Source organism: uncultured Veillonella sp. (genome assembly GCF_963522475.1).
GTDB lineage: Bacteria > Bacillota > Negativicutes > Veillonellales > Veillonellaceae > Veillonella.
In genome coordinates this window covers 90,724-111,704 of the sequence record NZ_CAUQYW010000007.1, presented here as the reverse complement: position 1 = coordinate 111,704, position 20,981 = coordinate 90,724, and the positions used below count along the sequence as shown (strand labels likewise).

The following is a 20,981-nucleotide window of genomic DNA, read 5'->3' as shown; positions in this document are numbered from 1 at the left end:
TAAAGGAGAACTAATAATGCTTGAAATTGTCGATAGCCATTTTCATATTTGGGATTTAAATATCTTAAATTTACCTTGGTTAAATTCTTGTGCTGGTGTTATAAAACGTAGTTTTTCGATGGATGACATCGTAAAAGCTTATGGACAGTATGATTTCAATTTTAAAGGTGGTGTTTATGTAGAAGTAGACTGTGATAACGCAATTCAAGAAGATGATTATATTTTCAAATTAAAAAGTCCATATATCTTAGCTCGTGTTATGAGAGCTCGTCATCTATGTGAGCATATGCGTTTGCCAATTGGTATTGTAGGAGTTAGAGAACCACTTCATATTGATAGCTCTCCTCGTGGACGTTGTTTAGAACGTAGTTTTATTCAAGGCTTAGAAGTTTTAGCTAAACAAGATTTATTATTTGAAAGTTGTAATCGTGTAGCGGAATTAGAAGACTTATATAATGCTATAAAACAGGTGCCAGAAGCTAAAGTAGTAATTAATCATTGTGGTAATGTAAAGACTCTAGATGATAATTATAAAAAATCAATGACTAAATTAGCTTCGTTACCTAATGTATATTGTAAAGTTTCAGGGTTTCCAACTGAAGATAAAATATTTGTTAAAAATCTTTTGGATTTTATTGCCGGCACTTTTGATCATTCAAGATTAATGTATGCATCTAATTATCCTGTAGTTAATTTATATTCATCGTTTGCAGATCATTTGAATTGTGTACGTGAATACTTTAAGGATGATGTAGATGTTTTTGGTAAAACTGCTAAAAAGTTATACAAAATTAATCCGCCACAGCTTTTTGCTTCTGTTATTAAATTACGTCCAGAAAAAGCAGAGTATTATAAAAAATTACATGCTGACCCATTTTCTAGTGTTAATAAAATGATTAGAGAGTGTGGTATTACAAAATATAAAATTTGGAATCGTGATGACTTGTTATTTTCTGTAATGGAATATTGCGGAGATGATTTTAATTATGATATGGAGAAGATGGCAAAAGATCCCGAAACAAACCGTTGGTGGAAAGAAACAGACCCTTGTCAAAAGAGAATTGATGGCGCGCTGAAGAGTGAATGGTGGGCAGATATGGATTTGGTTTATGATTTAAATAAATAAAGGGAGCGATATATATGAGTGCTAAATATTTATGTCCTATATTAACATCTTTTAATGATGACAGCACAATTAATTATGAAGATATGCATGGATTATATGATCATGTGCTGTCTAATGGCATTGATGGTATATTGATTGGTGGTAGTGCAGGCGAATTTTATGCATTGAATTATAATGAAGCTGAAGAATTAATCTCAGATGCTGTTAATTATATTAATCATCAAAGTATTGTAATCGCAGGAACTGGCCGTATGAATCGGATGGAAACAATAAACCTTTCTAATTTTGCATTGGAAAAAGGTGCTGATGCGGTTATTATTGTTGGACCATATTACAGTGCATGTAGTCAAGAAGATGTTTTTAATTATTTTGACGATATTTTAGGTCATATCTCTGGAAACGTATATTTATATAATTATCAAGATCGTACTGGTTACGATATATCTGTTAATACAGTGTTACGATTGTTAGAAAAGCATAATAATCTTATAGGTATTAAAGATACTCATCCAGTTTCGAGACATAGTCAAAAATATATTAATGAAATTTTACCTAAATATCCATCTTTTGAGGTCTTTACTGGTTATGATACTAACTGTGTTCCTGTAGTTATATCTGGAGGTGCTGGTTGCATTGGCGCATTATCTAATGTATATCCTAAATTATGCCATGATTTAGTTTCTTCTTTAAATAAGGGTGATTATAACAAAATTGTTGAAATAGAAAGAAAAATTGATAAGTATGCATTATTCTACGAAGCATATACACCGTTTAATCCACTTATGAAATGGGCTTTGAATGAAATGGGATATTCAATCCAGGAAAATTGTAGAGTACCTATTAGTAAATTAACAGCAGATGTAAAAGCAGATCTTGATGCAGTTGCAAATCGTCTTTGGAGAGAATGATGGTATGGAGGTAGAAAGATGAGTAAACGTATAATTCTCAATGAAACTTCGTATTTTGGTAAAGGTGCAATCAAAGAGATTGTAAACGAACTTAAAGGACGACATTTACAAAAAATCTTAGTTGTGACAGGGGAAAATCTTCTTAAATTTGGTATAGCTACTAAGGTTACAGATTTGCTTAAGAATGCTGGTATTGATTTTGAAATTTTTACAGATATTAAGCCTAATCCTACCATTGATAATGTTAAAAGTGGCGTTGAGTCCTGTAAAAAGTTTAATGCTGAAGCTATTGTAGCTATTGGTGGTGGTAGTATTATTGATGCTAGTAAAGCTATTGGTATTATTATGACTAATCCAGAGTTTTCAGATGTTAGAAGTTTAGAAGGCTTGGCAGAAACTAAAAATAAATCATTACCGATTATTGCAGTTAGTACAACATCTGGCACTGCGGCTGAGGTTACTATTAATTATGTTATTACTGACGTTGAGAAAAAACGTAAATTTGTTTGTGTAGATTCTCATGACATTCCAGTTGTAGCAATTGTTGATCCTGATATGTCGGCACCTATGCCTCAAGGCCTTTGCGCATCGACTGGAATGGATGCATTAGTTCATGCAATAGAAGGATATATTACTAAGGGCGCTTGGGAATTAACGGATATGTTGCATATTAAAGCTATTGAATTAATTGCAAAATCATTGCGTCAGGCTGTTGCAGGAGATTTTGATGCTAGAGAGGAAATGGCTTTAGCTCAATATATTGCCGGAATGGGCTTTTCTAATGTTGGTCTAGGTATAGTACATTCTATGGCGCATCCACTTAGTGCTCTTTATGATGTTCCTCATGGTAAGGCTTGTGCTATGATGTTGACAGCAGTATTAAAGTTTAATGCTAGTTCAACAGGTAATAAATATAGAGAAATAGCTCGTGTTTTTGGCGTACAAGGTCTTGAAAAGATGAATAAGGAAGAAGCTGATAAGGCTGCTATTGATGCAATACAACAACTAGCTGATGATGTGAATATTCCAAAACATCTTAAAGATGTTGGTGTTAAGGAGAGTGATCTTAAGTTTTTAGCCGAATCAGCTATGGCTGATGCATGTACACCAGGCAATCCTAAGGATCCAACATTAGATGATATTATTAATATTTATAAGTCTATTATGTAATTTTAGTTATTAAATCTGACTGAACATGAAAAGTAGGCAGTAAAACCTAGAAATATGGTTTTACTGCCTACTTTTTATAATTGAATTTCTAAAGGATTTGTATATTTTTTTCGGTATGAATGTGGTGTTTCCATAGTTGCCATTTTAAATATTTTACAAAAATAACTAGTTCTATTGTAACCTAAAGTTTTACTAATCTGATTAACCGTTAGTTGGGAATATACTAATAGTTTTTTTGCTTCTTGTATACGTAATAACGTTATATATTGTACTACTGAAAGTCCTGTATCATCTTTAAAAATTTTAGAGAAGTAAGATTCGCTTAAATGAATATGTTCTGAAATCCTCCTGAGTGACACGCGTTTACTTAGGTTTTTTTCTATATATAACATAGCTTTTCGAATCTCTGGACGATTAATAGGTCGTTCTGATTCTACAAAGTCTGGTAATTGTTCCAATGGCATCTCTTCTGCTACTAAATCGTTAAATGGAAAGTAATGCTCTACCAAAATCCGTAAAACTTTTGTAGCACTGTAAATTTGTTCTGCTGTAAGAACAGGTAAAGTCCGATATAAGGAACGAAGCTTAGTATCCTCATGCCAATCTGTTTGGGTAGGTAAAATTGGCTTAATTGTAGTATCCTCTGTTTTCGTTTGACCTGCCATTATAAATCCTAAAATTGCTCCGTCTTTCATAATTGGTACGGAGAAATCTATGAGGCCCATGTGACAGCGATATGGGCAGGAGGATAGTTCTTTAGTAGCGTCTAACCCACCATATAAGTCACATTGATTACAACGCTTGGCATAAATTGGATTGCGCCTAACAATCTTACAAAATGGAGAAAAGTTATATTCTTGAGATAAGACTTTCCCTCGATTATTAACAAAAATGGCTGCAATTTTTGTTATGTTTGTAAAATCACGCATAATTTCGTTAATGAGTTTCGTATCTGCATTTGTACAAATCATGGTGAAACCTCCAATCACAAATAACGTGTTAAGAGGGCTAGTAAGGACACCGCTGAAAATAGCTTTACTTGCTCTCTATCTAATGGACAGGCTATAAACCTGGAAAAGAGAAAAGTGACATACCATCTAAAAATCATATACATATAACATAGCGTTATCATTAATACTTATTCTGCTTTATGTATATAAGTATAACAGAATTGTAGTATTTTAATAATAGAAAAATCGTATTTTACAAATATACATAAAAAAGTTGTATTTAATTATTTTTATAATAAAGATAGATAAAGCCTTTATATTAAATGTGTTTGGAAAGGATTGATCCCAATGGATAGCGACTGAATAGGACGGCATGCTCTATAGAGATATATGGTGTATAGGAGTTAATGTTGCATACATATGAATAGTTAAATAAACAATTAAAGATATAAAATGCTACACTGTAACATAGTTTCCTGTACAATAGATACTTTCATTATACGTATGGAGGGTATTATGGCGATAACATGTGGATTAACTGAATTTGTAGGGACTAGCAAAACTGGTGATACTATAGGTCTCGTAATTGCTAACGTAGATCAACAAGTTTTAGATGCAATGAAATTAAAGAAAAAATATCGGTCAATCGGTATTTTAGGTGCTCGTACTGGTGCAGGCCCACATATTATGGCAGCTGATGAAGCAGTAAAAGCAACAAATACAGAAATCGTTAGTATTGAGTTACCTCGTGATACTAAAGGTGGCGCAGGTCATGGTTCATTAATTATTTTTGGCGGTGACGATGTATCTGATGTAAAACGAGCTATTGAAGTGGCATTAGCTGAGGTGGAGCGCACGTTTGGCGATGTATACGCCAATGATGCTGGACATATTGAACTTCAATATACAGCACGTGCTAGTCATGCAGTAAATACAGCATTTGGTGCACCTGAAGGTAAAGCATTTGGGCTTATTGTAGGTGCTCCAGCTGCTATTGGAGTAGTTATGGCCGATGTAGCTGTTAAATCAGCAAACGTTGATGTAATTGGTTATGCATCTCCTTCTGCAGGTACAAGTAATTCTAACGAAGTAATTTTACAGATTTCTGGCGATTCTGGGGCTGTACGACAAGCAGTTATCTCTGCTCGAGAAGTAGGTAAACAATTGCTCGGTACGATGGGTGACGAACCTGTGAACGGAGCCCCTTCCTATATCTAATCTGAAAGGATGGTATGCCCTATGAAATCAAAACGTTTTGAAGTCTTAAGTCAACGTCCTGTCAATCAGGATGGTTATGTAAAGGAATGGGTAGAGGAAGGTTTTATAGCCATGGAATCTCCTCAAGATCCAAAGCCTAGCCTCAAAATCGAAGGTGGCCGCATCGTAGAACTCGATGGTAAACGCCGTGAAGACTTTGATCTTATCGATACATTTATTGCAAATTATGGTATCGTTCTCGATGGTGCTCAAGAAGCAATGGCAAAGGAGTCAAAAGAGATTGCCAATATGATGCTTACACCTTCAGTACCTCGTGAAGAAATCGTTAAGATTTGTAAATCTATTACTCCAGCAAAAATGCTTGAAGTTGTTTCTTGTATGAACGTTGTTGAAATGATGCAATGTATGCAAAAAATGCGTGCTCGTCGTACAATGGCTAACCAAGCCCATGTAACGAACGTAAATGATAACCCAGTACAAATAGCAGCCGATGCCGCGGAAGGTGCACTTCGTGGGTTTGCAGAAGAAGAAACAACTGTAGCCGTTGCACGTTATGCACCACTTAATGCTATCAGCTTACTTGTAGGCTCTCAATGTGGTCGACCAGGAGTATTGACTCAATGTTCCCTGGAAGAAGCAACAGAATTAGAACTTGGTATGCGTGGCTTCACAGCTTATGCAGAAACAATCTCAGTATATGGTACAGAAGACGTATTTACCGATGGGGATGATACACCGTGGTCTAAAGGATTCCTTGCATCTGCTTATGCATCTCGCGGTCTTAAAATGCGCTTTACTTCTGGTACGGGTTCTGAAGTACAAATGGGCCAAGCAGAAGGTAAATCTATGTTGTATCTTGAAATCCGCTGCCTATACATTACTAAAGGCGCTGGCGTACAAGGTATCCAAAATGGTTCTGTAAGCTGTATCGGCATTCCAGCAGCTGTACCTTCTGGTATCCGCGCTGTATTAGCAGAAAACCTTGTAGCAGCAATGCTTGACCTAGAATGTGCATCTAGTAATGACCAAACATTCAGTCATTCTGATTTGCGTAGAACAGCTCGTACATTGATGCAATTTGCACCAGGTACTGACTTTATCTGTTCTGGTTATAGCTCTACACCAAACTATGACAACATGTTTGCGGGGTCCAACTGGGATGCAGAGGATTATGATGACTGGACAGTTATCCAACGTGACCTCAAGGTAAATGGCGGTCTTATCCCTGCTCGTGAAGAGGAAGTAGTAGCGGTTCGTAATAAAGCGGCTCGTGCACTACAAGCTTTGTTCAAAGCCTTAGGTTTGCCTCCGATTACAGATCAAGAGGTAGAGGCTGCTACTTATGCTAACGGATCTAAAGATATGCCTCCTCGTGATAAAGTTGCAGATATTAAAGCGGCTCAAGATTTGTTGAACCGCGGTGTTACAGGTGTTGATTTTGTAAAAGGCTTAGCTAAAGAAGGTCATCAAGATGTAGCACAAAGTATTTTGAACTTATTAAAACAAAAAATCTCCGGCGATTACTTACAAACATCGGCCATCTTTGACCGTGATTTTAATGTTATCTCTGCGATTAATAATAGAAATGACTATCAAGGTGTTGGCACAGGGTATCGTGTGGAAGGTGAAGATTGGGAACGTATTAAAAATATTCCAAACGCCATTGATCCACGGGATATATAAGGAGGTGTCATGATGGCTGAAATTAACAGAGATGTATTACGCTCTATTATTCTAGACGTTTTACAAGAAATGGGTGGTGTTCATGAGGCACCACAATTTAAGGCTAGTGTTGGTAAAAGTACAGCACCAAGTGCAGTGCCTAGACATGAAGACCCAACTGGTGACGATAGCTGGCTCCAAACTGGTGGTCCTGCACAACCTGGTACAAGCGCAGATGAAGTTGTCATTGCTGTTGGTCCTGCCTTTGGTCGCAGTCAACGACAAACCATTGTTGGTGTACCGCATCAAGAGGTTATTCGCCAATTAGTTGCTGGTATAGAAGAAGAAGGTTTAAAAGCTCGTGTGATCCGCGTATACCGTTCCTCTGACGTAGCAGCTGTAGCCGTTGAAGGTGATTCTATTTCTGGATCCGGTGTATGTATTGGTATTCAATCTAAAGGTACAACCTTGATTCACCAACGGGACTTACAACCACTTTCAAACTTGGAATTATTCCCTCAAGCACCGCTATTAACAGCTGAAACATACCGCGCTATCGGTAAAAATGCTGCTAAATATGCTAAGGGCGAATCCCCAACACCAGTACCAACATTGAACGATCAAATGGCTCGTCCAAAATACCAAGCATTGTCTGCGTTGCTTCACATCAAGGAAACTAAGCATGTAGTAAAAGGTAAGCCAGCTGATGAAGTTCGTGTCACTGTATAAGGAGGTTTACTATGGCTAACGAATTAGAAGCCTTAATTCGGCAGATCGTATCTGAAATAGAAGGGGCGAAAGACAGTACGACACAGTACTCAGTGCCTCATACACCATCTACAACTAATACAGTAGATAGAGTGGTTACAATCGAAGATTATCCGATTGCTAAAAAACATCCAGAATGGATTGATCTTGGTCAAGGTCGCGACTTAAGCCATATTACGATGGATAATGTAATGGCAGGTCACATCACAATGGATGATTTGAAAATATCGCCATCCATTTTGAAAGCTCAAGGTCAAATTGCTAAGGCTGGGGGCCGAGATCAAATTGAACTGAACTTCTCCCGTGCTGCAGAAATGACGAAAGTTAGTGATAAACGTTTACTTGAAATGTATAATGCACTTCGTCCGTATCGTTCTTCTAAACAAGAACTATTAGATATTGCTAGCGAACTTGATGGTTTAGGTGCTCCAATTTGTGCAAACTTTGTACGAGAGGCTGCAGAAAACTATGAACGTCGTAAAAAACTGAAAGGTGATAATTAACCTATAGGAGATGTCATTATGAAACGAATTGTTGGCATCGATATCGGAAACTCTACAACAGAAGCGGCCTTGGCCGAAATTCATAGCAATGGAGAGGTAAAGTTCTTATCTTCTGCTATTGCCAGTACTACGGGTATTAAAGGAACGCGCGAAAATATCGTAGGCCTTATGGATGCTCTCAAGTCGCTAATCAAGTCTGCTAATCTTACACTACGAGACATTGACTTAGTTCGCATTAATGAAGCTACACCAGTTATTGGCGATGTGGCTATGGAAACTATTACAGAAACAATTATTACAGAATCAACTATGATAGGCCATAATCCTAAAACACCAGGTGGCTTAGGTCTTGGAGTAGGCTATACGGTTCCTATTGAACAACTCATCGACAAGCCGCAAGATCAGCCATACATTGTGGTAGCTCCCAAAATTATTGATTTTGAATTGGTAGCACAGCTTATCAATGCGTACTGTAAACGCGGCTATGATATTCGTGCTGCTATTCTTCAAGCCGATGACGGGGTACTCGTTAATAATCGATTAGATAATAAAATTCCTATCGTAGACGAGGTTGCGTATATCGATAAAATCCCAATGGGTATGCTTTCCGCTGTAGAGGTTGTAGAACCGGGGCAAGTGGTATCACAATTATCTAATCCTTATGGTATTGCCACTGTATTTGAGCTTTCACCAGAGGAAACAAAGAATATTGTACCAATTGCTAGAGCTCTCATCGGTAACCGGTCTGCTGTAGTTATTAAAACGCCTGCAGGGGACGTTAAAGAACGGGTAATACCCGCAGGATCCATTATTGTTCAGGGAAATGACCGAACTGTATCCGTAGATATATCTGCTGGGGCAGAGAAAATCATGGAAACTGTTGAATCCATTCATCCTATCGAGGATATCAGCGGTGAACCAGGTACGAATGTAGGCGGTATGCTTGAAAAGGTTCGCCTCACGATGGCTCAATTGACGAATAAAACGTCGCAAGATGTATATATTCAAGATTTATTAGCTGTAGATGTGGCTGTTCCTATTAATGTGAAAGGTGGGCTCGCAGGTGAGTTCTCTATGGAACAGGCAGTAGGTATTGCCTCTATGGTTAAGTCTGATCATCTACAAATGGAAATCATTGCAAAGCAGGTAGAAAAAGAATTAGGCGTGCCTGTTGAAATTGGTGGTGAAGAGGCTGAATCTGCTATCTTAGGGGCTTTGACTACACCAGGTACCGCAAAACCAATGGCCATACTCGATTTAGGTGCAGGCTCAACGGATGCATCCATTATTAACCAAGAAGGTAAAATTAAGGCTATTCATCTTGCTGGTGCAGGAAATATGGTAACTATGCTCATTAATTCCGAACTTGGTTTAGAGGATATACATATTGCAGAAGCTATTAAACGAGATCCATTGGCTCAAGTACTCAGTGTATATCACATTCGTCACGAAGATGGAACGGTGCAGTTCTTTAATGAACCACTTTCCGCAGCATTGTTTGGACGCGTTGTTATCGTAACGCCAGATGGACTCGTTCCTGTAGAGCGCGATATCCCTCTAGAAACAATTAAGCGTGTACGTCAAACAGCAAAGAAACGGGTGTTTGTTACTAATTCACTCCGCGCTCTGGCATCTGTTAGTCCTACTCATAATGTGCGAGATATCCCATTTGTAGTTATCGTAGGTGGTTCTGCATTAGACTTTGAAATTCCTCAACTTGTAACGGATGCACTTTCACAATATGCGTTAGTGGCAGGTCGAGGCAATATTCGAGGTGTCGAAGGAGCACGAAATGCGGTAGCAACAGGATTAGTATTATCCTATGCACAGAAGGGAGGCCTATGATGGATCAAAGTATCATCAGTAAGCCAACCATTTTGCTCTATGCCACACAGTATATCAGTGAAGATATACTAAAACCTGTTCTATATGGTATTGAAGAAGAAGGTCTACCTGTTGTCATTGAGTCCCATAATGGTACTCATATGTTATTGGCCGACCTAGCATCTCGTAACTCAGCTTTGTCTGTAGGTATAGGCATTGATGATGAGGCTATTGTGTTGACCTATAAAAATATACCAGCTCATCAATTTATCTACCGACTTAGTGGTTACAGTCAATATCCAGATAGCTTACGCACCTTGGGTGTTAATGCAGCTCGTCTTGTAAAAGGAAATCCTTTTGTTTTTGATAAACGATTGGAAGTAGCCTTTTAAATACAAATGACTTGAGAGGTGGTGCATATGGCTATTTATACGAAAACCGGTGATGCAGGTACAACGGCCTTATTTGATGGCACTAGAGTACCTAAGAATTCACTTCGTGTGGACACATATGGGACCTTTGATGAATTAAATGCTCAGGTTAGTGTATGTGAGAAGTTAGTCGTCTCACCAGACAATAAATATGTGCTTCACGCAATACAACATCAGCTATTTCGCTTATGTGCAGAGGTAGCAACACCTCATGTGGAACATCTTAGTGAAAGTAGTAATCTAATTTCACAGCAAGATATAAGCGAATTGGAACACCTGATTGATGACTATACAAAAAGATTGCCACAGCAACATAGCTTTATATTAAGTGGAAATTATTTATCTGCTGCAGAGCTACATGTGGCGCGTACTATTTGTCGTCGTGGTGAACGATTGCTTATAAGCTTAGGTTCTGTAGAACCTATTCGCGATGAGGTTCGTAAATTTATTAATCGACTATCTGATGCTCTATATATCATGGCTCGCATGGAAGACTATGTACAATTTGTGGAAACAATTGTGGAACGGGTTTCAGAACGCGTTTCAGAACGTGTAGTAACTAGTCAGGCTGAAATATTAAGAGAAACAAATCAATGCGTAAATAATATAGAGCAAAATACTGAAAATGGAGTTTATAATATGTCAACTGGAACAGAGTTAGAGCATATTATGATGAAGCTTTCACAATCGGCAATGGACTACGCTCGGTCCATAGGTGTACCTATCGTTGTATCTATAGTAGATACAAATGGTGTATTAATGTATTTCCTACGTATGTCAGATGCATTGCTCATTAGCAACGACATCGCACAGGCAAAGGCGTACACTGCAGTAGCGCTTAAAACAGCAACTCATGAAGTACATCCAAGCGCACAGCCTGATGGCGATTTATTCAACATAGAATCCATGGTAAATCGTAAAATCTGTACTTTTGGTGGTGGGTATCCAATCATCATTAATGGAAAGATTATCGGAGGACTCGGTGTTAGCGGTGGTACTGTGGCACAGGATATGGATATTGCATCTCACGCATTACAATCTTTGTAGATTTATGAGGTGAAAACCATGGATGTAACGCAAATATATATTAGTGAGTTTATTGGTACTGCCGTTTTAATCGCATTTGGTAATACTATAAATGTTCTTCGAATTAGTAGCACCTTAACTATATAGCTAGAGAATATAAAATGCGATGAACTATAGTAAGGCTGAATAGGTTAAAAATATATTTTGAATTAGGAGGAGATTATATGGCCTTTCAAGAGGTAATTGATGCAAAACAGCGCATCATACAAGAATTTGTACCCGGAAAGCAGGTTACGATAGCTCATGTTATTGCTAATCCTAAGCCAGATTTATTTAGAAAAATGGGGCTTGAGGAAAAGGGGCGCAATGCCATTGGAATTCTTACCATAACACCTGGCGAAGGGACCATTATTGCAGCCGATATTGCAAGTAAATCTGGTGATATCGAAATCGGTTTCATCGATAGATTTTCGGGGGCACTTCTCATAACTGGTGATGTATCTGCTGTTGAATCTGCTTTGCGCAGCGTAATTGAAGGTCTGCAACGTATATTAGGATTCTTCCCAACGGATTTAACAAGATCCTAATGAAAGGGTAATTATGAGTACCGAAAAGAAAGAAAAACGCATCCTTCTAGTAGGGCGTAGCGGTTGTGGTAAGACTACATTAGCAGATACGATTACTCATGGCTCGGCTACGTATCATAAGACACAAGCCATAACGAGAGTGGGAAACTTCATCGATACCCCTGGAGAATATATGGAGAATCCTAATTACTATCGAGGTATTATCTTGCACGCCTATGACGCGGACTTAGTGATTTTCATGATTCCTGCAGGTGATGAAACAACCATATTCCCACCAAACTTTGGAAACTCCTTAAATCGCGAGGTTATAGGGGTTGTATCAAAGGTAGATACGGGTAAAGATGTTGAGGCGCCTCGGCGCAATCTTAAACTAGCGGGAGCCACTAATATTTTTGAAATATCAGTTCACGACGAAGAGTCGTTAAAACAATTATGTAACTACATATACGGTTAGTTGAAAGAAGGTTTTTCCATGGACAAAGTGTTTGAAGAACAACTTAATCAATTTATTTTAAATAAGGCGATCATTCCAAAAAGCTTGGGTCTATGGGAACGATATTTCAAAAAAATGTGTCTCGCTTGGCAAGATATGAAACCTGAGATTCAGGCTCAGCATATTATCTTTTCTGCAGATAATGGTATTTCCGTAGATGGCTTAATCGGTTATAACTATGAGATTACTCGTAAACAGTCTCAGAATATGATTGATGGTAAAAGTGCAGTTGCTAATTACTGTATCTTTAACCATATTCCTTATGAAGTGGTAGATGTAGGCATTGCTTGCCCACAAGGTATTGGGGTCAATCGAAAGGTTGCTCAAGGCACAAAGAATATATTAGATGGTGCTGCTATGAGTGCTGAAGAATTTGATTTAGCGTACCAAGCGGGATATAACCGCGTTGTCTACTATGCAGAATCGGGTATCAATCTATTTTCCTTCGGAGAAATGGGTGTTGGGAATACGACTACTTCAGCAGCTGTCTTAAGTGGTCTTACAAAACTAGACCCACGGATAACCGTAGGTCCTGGATCTGGCCCTGATGAAGAGGCGTACATGAATCAAAAACGAGAGTTTGTACGTACTGCATTATCTCATCATAAGGGACACTTAAATAGTCCTAAAGAGGTAATTAGCCGTGTAGGTGGCTTTGATATAGCCGCTATTACAGGTGCTATGGTAGCTTGTACAGACTTACATATTCCGTTTGTTATCGATGGGTATATTACAGCTGTTGCAATGGCCTGTGCTACTCAAATGAATGGAGATGCTCCATTATATGGTATTCCATCCCATTATTCTCGTGAGGTAGGAATGGCCGCAGCATTGGCCTATGCAAATATTCGTCTTGATGAGGTTCCAATCCATGGACAAATGGCATTAGGTGAAGGTACAGGTGCTGTACTCATGGTACAACTACTTAAAACAGCACACTTTGCCTTTATGAATTTAGGGACCATGGTGGAATTATTAGAAAAATAAATTTGTAATCTTTGTACTATGTTTTGTAAAAGGAGAGAAAACAGATGACACAAGAAGCATTAGGTATGGTTGAAACTAAGGGCTTAGTAGGCGCTATTGAAGCAGCTGATGCAATGCTTAAAGCAGCTAATGTGGAACTCGTAGGCAATGAAAAAATTGGCTCTGGTCTCGTTACTGTTATGGTTCGTGGTGATGTAGGTGCTGTAAAAGCTGCTGTAGATGCAGGTGCAGCTGCTGCAGAACGTGTAGGCATTGTTATTTCTACTCATGTAATTCCAAGACCACATAAAGATGTAGAAGGTATTTTACCAACAAAGGGTGAATAATTATGACCGATACTAAAAGTATGGTAGATGAGATTTTAAAGCGCGTATTGATGCGTATTGATAGTGCTGACTTAAGCAAAAATACAGGTGTGACAGATAATGTATCATGTGCTTCATCACCTGTAAGTTCATCTACGGTAAGTCAACTACAAACTTCTATAATTACTGAACACGTAGGTAGCACTGCAACAGGCGATACAATTGGCCTCGTAATTGCCAATGTAGATAGTCAAGTATTGGAAGCTATGAAGCTTACTAAATCATATCGATCTATCGGTATCTTAGGTTCACGTACAGGTGCAGGGCCTCAAATCATGGCTGCTGATGAAGCTGTAAAGGCGACGAATACGGAGATTGTTAGCATTGAGTTTGCTCGTGATATGAAAGGTGGAGCCGGAGCTGGTTCCCTTATCATATTTGGTGGCGATGATGTATCCGATGTAAGACGCTCTGTAGAAGTAGCATTACGTGAATTAGAACGGACCTTTGGCGAAGTATATATGAATGAAGCAGGTCATGTGGAAATTCAATATACAGCTCGTGCAGGGGAAGCTTTAGTTACAGCCTTTGGTACACCAGAAGGTAAAGCCTTTGGGTTGATAGTTGGGGCTCCAGCAGCTATCGGTGTAGTGATGGCAGATACAGCAGTTAAATCAGCTAATGTAGATGTAGTAGGTTATCAATCTCCATCGAGTTCCGCTATGAGTAACGAAGTTATTTTACAAATTAGTGGTGATTCGGGTGCGGTCAAACAAGCTGTAAAAGCAGCACGCGATGTGGGCTTAACCTTACTCGAAACTATGGGAGAAAGACCTCAGAATAAAGGTAATGCTTATATAATCTAATGAAGGTTATGTAAACTACGTGCGAATCATCAAAAAATATATACGTTGGGAGGTGGCATGGTGAAAGATTCACTAGGGTTACTAGAAGTAGCTGGTTTACTAGGGGCTATTACCGCATCAGATGCAATGGTTAAAGCTGCAAATGTACGGTTAATAGGCATAGAAAAGGCGAGAGGTCTTGGCTGGATGACCGTAAAGGTTGTAGGCGATGTAGCCGCTGTTGAAGCGGCAGTACAGACTGGTGTAGCTATTACAAAAGGTATGAACCTTTATATTGCTCATAAAGTAATTCCTCGACCTGCAGAAGGCTTGGTAGAATCCTTTAATGATGATTTTACAGAGAAGCCAGCTAAGGTAGCTGATGAAATAGAGAAACCCCAATTAGATGAAAAGGTTGTTGAGATGTTAGATGAAATTGTATCTACGATTATAGAACCGAAAAGTTCTAAGTCCACAGATACAAAGAAAACAACACCAAAGAAAAATCCTAAAAAGAAATAAAGTAGTAAATAATAAAGGAGATTATCATGAATAACGCATTAGGCATGGTAGAAACAAAAGGTTTAGTAGGCGCAATTGAAGCGGCTGACGCAATGGTAAAAGCAGCTAACGTTACATTAGAAGGTACAGAAAAAATCGGGTCTGGTCTTGTAACAGTAATGGTTCGCGGTGATGTAGGGGCTGTAAAAGCGGCTGTTGATGCAGGCTGTGCAGCAGCACAAAAAGTAGGCGAAGTGGTATCTACTCATGTAATTCCACGCCCTCATAGCGACGTAGAATTGATTTTACCTAAGAAAGGATAATAGCTTATGGATCGGGAACAGATTCGTGCTATCGTACGAGAAGTGATCGAAGCCATGTTCGAATGGTCCATTCCCGTAGGTGTGAGCAATAGACATGTCCATCTATGTCAGGAGGATTGGGATATATTATTCCCTAATCAGGCAATTACTAAGAAAAGTGACTTAAAACAAACTGGAGAGTTTGCTTCAGAACAAACAGTTACTTTAGTGGGGCCTAAAGGAGTCATTCAAAATGTCCGAGTACTAGGTCCTCTTAGAAAGCAGTCTCAAGTAGAGGTATCTTTGACCGATGCTCGTACATTAGGCATAAAACCTCCTATTGTGCTATCCGGTCATTTAGAATCAGCCGTAGAGATTACTCTATGTACTGAAAACGGGGAAATCACGAAACCTATTTGTATCGCTGCAAAAAGACATATTCATATGTCGCCTGATGATGCAAAACGGTTTAATGTAAGCGATGGTGATAGCGTTAATGTTGAGCTTCAAACGCCAGAACGCACTACTGTATTTGGTGATGTTATCGTTCGGGCTGTGCCTGGTTTTGTCTTAGAACTCCATATTGATACAGATGAGGCAAATGCTGCCAATGTACAAGGTGCAGTGATGGCGAGAATTGTACAGTAAAGTAGGTGATATGATGAAAGGTTTGAAAAAGGCAAATAATACCTTGCAAGAGTTCTCTGATCTTGTAGAGTCCAAACAAGTGAGCTCTCATAATCAAAAGAATTTGCGTGTAGGCATTGACCTTGGTACATCATCTATTGTCCTATCTGTAGTAAACGATAAAGGTAAACCTATATATGGTGCTTTTGAATATAACGAATCTATTCGAGATGGCCTTGTAGTTGACTATGTGGGAGCTGTTACAATTACGCGAGCGTTAAAAGCTAAGGCAGAAGCGGCCTTAGGTACAGAACTTGTATATGCCGCAGCAGCTGTTCCACCTGGAACGATAGGCAAGAATAAAGATGTAGTAGGGCATGTTCTTGAAAGTGCCGGTTTTGAAGTGACCTGTATTCTAGACGAACCTACCGCTGCTGCTAATGTGCTAGGAATCACCGATGGTGCTGTTATCGATGTCGGTGGTGGTACTACGGGCATAAGCATTTTAAAAGATGGCCGAGTTGTATATACCGTAGATGAGCCTACAGGGGGCACCCATATGAACCTTGTTATTAGCGGGACCTATGGAATTTCTATCTCTGAAGCGGAAGCTTATAAGCGCAATGAAGCTAATAAACGCGATGTATATGCAATTATACGGCCTGTTGTCGAAAAGATGGCAGCTATTTCTAAGCGTGCGTTACAAGAAGGTGGCTATGAAAGGGGGACTCCTATTGTTGTTGTAGGTGGTGCTTCTAATTTTGAGGAGTTTACTAAAACTTTCAGTCAATATATAGGATTACCCGTAGATAAGCCGTTATATCCAGAGTTTGTAACGCCCTTAGGAATTGCCATAGGAAGTGAGCATTAATATGGATGTATTAGTTAAACTGGTTCTAGAACGCCTAGAAAAGCGCATGACATCCACTGCAGTATTTATGGTCACAGAGTGCAATAGTTATGATGAACATATATTGCTGCAGAATCAACTCATTTCTTTTGCTGGTATAGATTATGGTCATATACGAGAGTTAATGAGCGATACATTGGTGCCTTGGGTGGCTTGCCTGCATCGTTCATTAGCGTATGACTGTGAGGTGACAATACGCTTAGCCGTTCCTGTAACCTCGTTGATGAATCCATCAGTCATTCTAGATTGGCCTATTAAATTTCTAGATAAATTTGGTCATCCTATATATGCCAGTCATCAAGCATGGATAACTGCTTCTTTTGTAAAATCTTGTGAAAGTCAGTCTATTATCGTCATATATAGAGGACAACGATTCACTATGGCTGCTCATGATGAAATTGAGCGCTTAGATATCACAATAATTGAAGGGAACGAGAAGTATGCAAGTCGGTAAAGTAGTGGGTAGTATCGTATCTACTCAAAAGCATGAATCTCTAAAGGGAATGAAACTGATGATGGTAGATATTCTCGATGGAGGACAAGAGTTGACGGGGCGCATAGAAATCGCCGTCGATACAGTATGTGCTGGTGAAGGTGAATATGTGCTTCTAACTCGAGGTTCATCGGCACGGCATATTTTCGAAGATGATAAAGGCACCGCAGTAGATTGTGCTATTGTGGGAATTATTGATAGTTTTGAAAAGTGATTGTATAGGAAATAGCTGGTGCCAGAGTTAAACCTAGTTATTGTGTCACATCATGAATGTATCCTTGATTGTGTACACCGTTAGTTGACATGGTCATTGCATCAGCAATGCAACCTATATGGAGGTTCATGATGGAAAACAATACACAGTTGAAAGAAATGATCCGCTCCATGGTTATAGATTTACTACAGGGGCAAAAGCAAGGAACAGCCTTATCACAACCGGTTAAACAAGCAGCTAGAGTGCAAGTTGAACCCGGTGTATTTGATACGGTTGATGAAGCTGTTCAAGCAGCAAAAGCAGCGCAAGCGCGCTTTGAAGATTGCACTTTGGCAACTCGTGAAAAGGTAATAGTAGACATCCGTGCTGCTATGCGTCCACGTGTACAAGAGTTGGCTCAAAAAACTGTTGAAGAAACAGGAATGGGGCGCGTTGCAGATAAAGTACTGAAATTAAACCTTACACTCGATAAAACACCAGGTGTAGAAGATCTCATTACAGAATGTGAAACTGGTGATAATGGTATGACATTGTATGAATTGTCTGCTTACGGTGTTATCGGTGCTATTACACCAAGTACAAATCCAGCAGAAACGTTAATATGTAATACCATCGGTATGTTAGCAGCAGGAAATGCAGTATTCTTTAGTGTGCATCCTGGTGCTAAGCAGCTTAGTCGATTACTAGTTAGCGAACTTAACCAAATCATTGCTGAATCGATTGGCATTGAAAACCTTATCGTTACACTTCGTGAACCATCTATTGAGTCTGCTCAAGAGATGATGCTACACCCCGATGTGAGCTTATTAGTTGTTACTGGTGGGCCTGGTGTAGTAAAACAAGCGCTTCAAAGTGGTAAAAAGGTTATCGGTGCTGGTGCTGGTAATCCACCGGCATTTGTAGATGAAACAGCAGATATTAAAAAGGCTGCTCAAGATATTGTCCTCGGTGCTAGTCTAGATAATAACATTCTATGTATCGCCGAAAAGAGTGTCGTTGCCATGCGGCAAATCGAGCCACAACTCGTTCAAGAAATGGTAAAAGCAGGGTGTGCTCTTATTGAAAATCAACAAGATATCCAACGTTTGGTAGATTTAACAGTTTTACCAAATGGAACACCAAATAAAAAGTTCGTTGGTAAGAATGCAAGCGTTATTCTTGATGCGGCACATATTACTTACAATGGTGATCCTCGGTTGATTATTATGCGCACTCCAAAAGACCATCCGTTTGCAGTGATTGAGATGTTGATGCCTATTTTGCCTGTTGTGACCGTAGATAGTTTTGATGAAGGTCTTGATGTATGCTTAATGTTAGAAGCAGGTTTACATCATACGGCAACAATGCATTCCTTAAATATGGAACGGCTCAATCATATGGCACGTAAAATGAAAACATCCATTTTTGTAAAGAATGGACCATCCTATGCAGGTCTTGGTTTTAGTGGTGAGGGTACGACAACATTTACAATTGCTACGCCTACGGGGGAATCCACCACATCGGCTCGTTGCTTTGCAAGACGTCGTAGATGTTGTTTAACAACAGGATTTAATATTCGATAGGTGGTGAGCATATGAACAAATGGACTTTTCCAACAAAAATTTATGCGGGAAAGGATTCGTTAAATCGCCTTACAGAATTTAATGATGAATCTATTCTTATTATATGTGATCCATTTTTGAAGAATTCTCCAAATCTTACATATGTTATGAGTTTAATGGAAAGTAAAAATAAGGTAACTGTTTATACAGATGTAGTACCTGATCCACCGATTACTCATGTGGCAAAAGGAATTGAATTTATGGAAGGCATTAAGCCATCTATAATTATTGCTATAGGTGGAGGATCTTGTATTGACATGAGCAAGGGAATGGCTTATTTTGGTCGTAAACTAAAGCATATGGATATTAAATCTTTTATTGCTGTACCTACTACTAGTGGAACAGGATCAGAAGTGACATCTTTTGCTGTTCTTACTGATAGTGAAACACAGATTAAGTATCCTATTATAGATGATGCGGTGCTACCAGATGAAGCTTTATTAACACCATTATTTGTAAAAACATCTCCACCAAGTGTTACCGCATATAGTGGTATGGATGTGCTTGTTCATGCATTGGAAGCTTATGTGGCAAAAGAAGCAAATAACTTTACAGATGCTTTAGCTCAAAAGGCTATTGAGTTAGTGTTTGAGTACTTACCGAAGTGTTATAAATCAACTGCTACAGAACAGGATAGAATGTCTATGCATGAGGCATCATGCTTGGCGGGACTCTCTTTTAACAAGGCGGGTTTAGGTATTGTTCATGCGATGGCTCATCAATTGGGCGGACAGTTTCATGTTCCTCATGGGCTTGCAAATAGTATGATTTTGCCATATGTTATCGTTTTTAATTGTGTCCATAATACTAATGTAGCAAAAAAATATGCTCATTTATCTGAAAAACTAGGTTTTACATCCTATGAATCATCGGAACAAGAAAAGTTGTCTGCACTCATAGAAGCAATCGTTAGACTACAACATTCCTTAGACTGTCCAATGACACTTACCGCATTTGGTGTGGAACGAGTAACATCTGAAGCAAAACTTAATCTTATGGCAGATAGAGCATTAAAGGATATGTGTTATCGATTCAACCCGTATCCGGCAAATCATGATGATCTTGTTGGATTATATAAAAAAGTTCTGTAAATACATATAATGTATAAAAAAGAGATTTTAATGAATATCATTAGGATCTCTTTTTTATATTTTATACATAGGATATTCAGTTGTTGCGATTATATTTTATCTTTAGTCTATATGGTATATCTTGTTATTTATTATTAAAGATAAATTATTATGTAGCAGAAAACACAATATTTTCCATTTTAAAATGATATAATATTTTGCATATCCTATCGTAATTTAGAAGTTTATTCAAATTTAGTCATATTTTATATAACTCTTTGTAATATAGAAAAATATAGATTTTATCTATATTTGTTGTATAATATATATAGGATATTTAAAAAATTAGATGTTTTTGTGAAAGCGTATCCTTATCTAAGTTTAATTAGATGTTTGGTACATTTTATTTTAGATTCATGTTCAATGTACTACTTTCGCAAAATGAGTATGATCGTATGTG

General features: G+C 38.5%; 24 protein-coding genes. 23 read left to right on the top strand and 1 reads right to left on the bottom strand.

Annotated elements, in window-relative coordinates; all coding sequences use genetic code 11:
- The first annotated feature begins 16 nt into the window (after positions 1-16).
- From RWP19_RS05800 to fucO, 3 genes are read left to right on the top strand one after another with little or no spacing between them, the layout of a single operon-like run.
- A complete protein-coding gene (locus tag RWP19_RS05800; protein WP_314356822.1) occupies positions 17-1,126 on the top strand; it encodes an L-rhamnose mutarotase in 1,110 nt (369 codons plus the stop codon).
- Positions 1,127-1,140: 14 nt separating this feature from the next.
- The gene (locus tag RWP19_RS05795) at positions 1,141-2,034 is read left to right on the top strand and encodes a dihydrodipicolinate synthase family protein (RefSeq protein WP_314356821.1); all 894 of its coding nucleotides are present in this window, start codon (positions 1,141-1,143) and stop codon (positions 2,032-2,034) included.
- 18 nt (positions 2,035-2,052) lie between these two features.
- Complete coding sequence (gene fucO, locus RWP19_RS05790) at positions 2,053-3,204, top strand: lactaldehyde reductase (protein ID WP_314356820.1); 1,152 nt, start codon at positions 2,053-2,055, stop codon at positions 3,202-3,204.
- A gap of 74 nt (positions 3,205-3,278) precedes the next feature.
- On the opposite strand, the gene RWP19_RS05785 is transcribed toward fucO, so the two are convergent.
- On the bottom strand, positions 3,279-4,175 hold the full coding sequence (locus RWP19_RS05785; RefSeq protein WP_314356819.1) for a PocR ligand-binding domain-containing protein: 897 nt from the start codon (positions 4,173-4,175) through the stop codon (positions 3,279-3,281).
- Between the two features lie 495 nt (positions 4,176-4,670).
- Here RWP19_RS05785 and pduB (RWP19_RS05780) point away from each other — a divergent pair, with 495 nt between their 5' ends.
- From pduB (RWP19_RS05780) to RWP19_RS05685, 20 genes are all read left to right on the top strand, one after another.
- Complete coding sequence (pduB, locus tag RWP19_RS05780; protein WP_295257903.1) at positions 4,671-5,372, top strand: propanediol utilization microcompartment protein PduB; 702 nt, start codon at positions 4,671-4,673, stop codon at positions 5,370-5,372.
- Between the two features lie 21 nt (positions 5,373-5,393).
- Entirely contained in the window at positions 5,394-7,055 is a 1,662-nt protein-coding gene (locus RWP19_RS05775) for a propanediol/glycerol family dehydratase large subunit (RefSeq protein WP_295208143.1), read from the top strand.
- 9 nt (positions 7,056-7,064) lie between these two features.
- Positions 7,065-7,763, top strand: coding sequence for a propanediol/glycerol family dehydratase medium subunit (locus RWP19_RS05770; RefSeq protein WP_314356818.1), 699 nt, complete (start codon positions 7,065-7,067; stop codon positions 7,761-7,763).
- A gap of 11 nt (positions 7,764-7,774) precedes the next feature.
- On the top strand, positions 7,775-8,305 hold the full coding sequence (locus tag RWP19_RS05765) for a diol dehydratase small subunit (protein ID WP_295208149.1): 531 nt from the start codon (positions 7,775-7,777) through the stop codon (positions 8,303-8,305).
- An 18-nt stretch (positions 8,306-8,323) separates the two neighbouring features.
- Positions 8,324-10,150, top strand: coding sequence for a diol dehydratase reactivase subunit alpha (locus RWP19_RS05760; protein ID WP_314356817.1), 1,827 nt, complete (start codon positions 8,324-8,326; stop codon positions 10,148-10,150).
- Complete coding sequence (locus RWP19_RS05755; RefSeq protein WP_314356816.1) at positions 10,147-10,521, top strand: glycerol dehydratase reactivase beta/small subunit family protein; 375 nt, start codon at positions 10,147-10,149, stop codon at positions 10,519-10,521. The genes RWP19_RS05760 and RWP19_RS05755 overlap by 4 nt, the downstream gene beginning before the upstream one ends.
- A gap of 27 nt (positions 10,522-10,548) precedes the next feature.
- Positions 10,549-11,607 carry a cob(I)yrinic acid a,c-diamide adenosyltransferase gene (locus RWP19_RS05750; RefSeq protein ID WP_314356815.1) on the top strand — a complete coding sequence of 353 codons (1,059 nt, stop codon included), beginning with the start codon at positions 10,549-10,551 and terminating at the stop codon, positions 11,605-11,607.
- A gap of 203 nt (positions 11,608-11,810) precedes the next feature.
- The gene (gene eutS / locus RWP19_RS05745) at positions 11,811-12,173 is read left to right on the top strand and encodes an ethanolamine utilization microcompartment protein EutS (protein WP_038117203.1); all 363 of its coding nucleotides are present in this window, start codon (positions 11,811-11,813) and stop codon (positions 12,171-12,173) included.
- A 13-nt stretch (positions 12,174-12,186) separates the two neighbouring features.
- Entirely contained in the window at positions 12,187-12,627 is a 441-nt protein-coding gene (locus RWP19_RS05740) for a EutP/PduV family microcompartment system protein (RefSeq protein WP_227721300.1), read from the top strand.
- 18 nt (positions 12,628-12,645) lie between these two features.
- A complete protein-coding gene (locus RWP19_RS05735) occupies positions 12,646-13,653 on the top strand; it encodes a nicotinate-nucleotide--dimethylbenzimidazole phosphoribosyltransferase (RefSeq protein WP_314356813.1) in 1,008 nt (335 codons plus the stop codon).
- Between the two features lie 44 nt (positions 13,654-13,697).
- On the top strand, positions 13,698-13,979 hold the full coding sequence (gene pduA, locus RWP19_RS05730; protein WP_005385289.1) for a propanediol utilization microcompartment protein PduA: 282 nt from the start codon (positions 13,698-13,700) through the stop codon (positions 13,977-13,979).
- Positions 13,980-13,981: 2 nt separating this feature from the next.
- On the top strand, positions 13,982-14,824 hold the full coding sequence (gene pduB / locus RWP19_RS05725; protein WP_295208165.1) for a propanediol utilization microcompartment protein PduB: 843 nt from the start codon (positions 13,982-13,984) through the stop codon (positions 14,822-14,824).
- A 57-nt stretch (positions 14,825-14,881) separates the two neighbouring features.
- Positions 14,882-15,325: a BMC domain-containing protein gene (locus tag RWP19_RS05720; RefSeq protein WP_314356812.1), complete on the top strand. Its 444-nt coding sequence runs from the start codon at positions 14,882-14,884 to the stop codon at positions 15,323-15,325.
- 26 nt (positions 15,326-15,351) lie between these two features.
- A complete protein-coding gene (pduA, locus tag RWP19_RS05715; RefSeq protein WP_005385294.1) occupies positions 15,352-15,627 on the top strand; it encodes a propanediol utilization microcompartment protein PduA in 276 nt (91 codons plus the stop codon).
- A 6-nt stretch (positions 15,628-15,633) separates the two neighbouring features.
- Entirely contained in the window at positions 15,634-16,254 is a 621-nt protein-coding gene (pduL, locus tag RWP19_RS05710; protein ID WP_314356811.1) for a phosphate propanoyltransferase, read from the top strand.
- A gap of 10 nt (positions 16,255-16,264) precedes the next feature.
- Complete coding sequence (gene eutJ / locus RWP19_RS05705) at positions 16,265-17,104, top strand: ethanolamine utilization protein EutJ (RefSeq protein WP_314356810.1); 840 nt, start codon at positions 16,265-16,267, stop codon at positions 17,102-17,104.
- Positions 17,094-17,597: a PduM family microcompartment protein gene (gene pduM / locus RWP19_RS05700; protein ID WP_314356809.1), complete on the top strand. Its 504-nt coding sequence runs from the start codon at positions 17,094-17,096 to the stop codon at positions 17,595-17,597. Before eutJ ends, pduM begins: the two co-directional genes overlap by 11 nt.
- Positions 17,584-17,850 carry a EutN/CcmL family microcompartment protein gene (locus RWP19_RS05695; RefSeq protein WP_295208184.1) on the top strand — a complete coding sequence of 89 codons (267 nt, stop codon included), beginning with the start codon at positions 17,584-17,586 and terminating at the stop codon, positions 17,848-17,850. The genes pduM and RWP19_RS05695 overlap by 14 nt, the downstream gene beginning before the upstream one ends.
- 128 nt (positions 17,851-17,978) lie before the next feature.
- Positions 17,979-19,412 carry an aldehyde dehydrogenase EutE gene (locus tag RWP19_RS05690; RefSeq protein ID WP_314356808.1) on the top strand — a complete coding sequence of 478 codons (1,434 nt, stop codon included), beginning with the start codon at positions 17,979-17,981 and terminating at the stop codon, positions 19,410-19,412.
- 11 nt (positions 19,413-19,423) lie between these two features.
- Positions 19,424-20,542 (top strand): 1-propanol dehydrogenase PduQ, encoded by a 1,119-nt coding sequence (locus RWP19_RS05685; protein ID WP_314356807.1) that lies wholly within the window; start codon positions 19,424-19,426, stop codon positions 20,540-20,542.
- Positions 20,543-20,981: the final 439 nt, after the last annotated feature.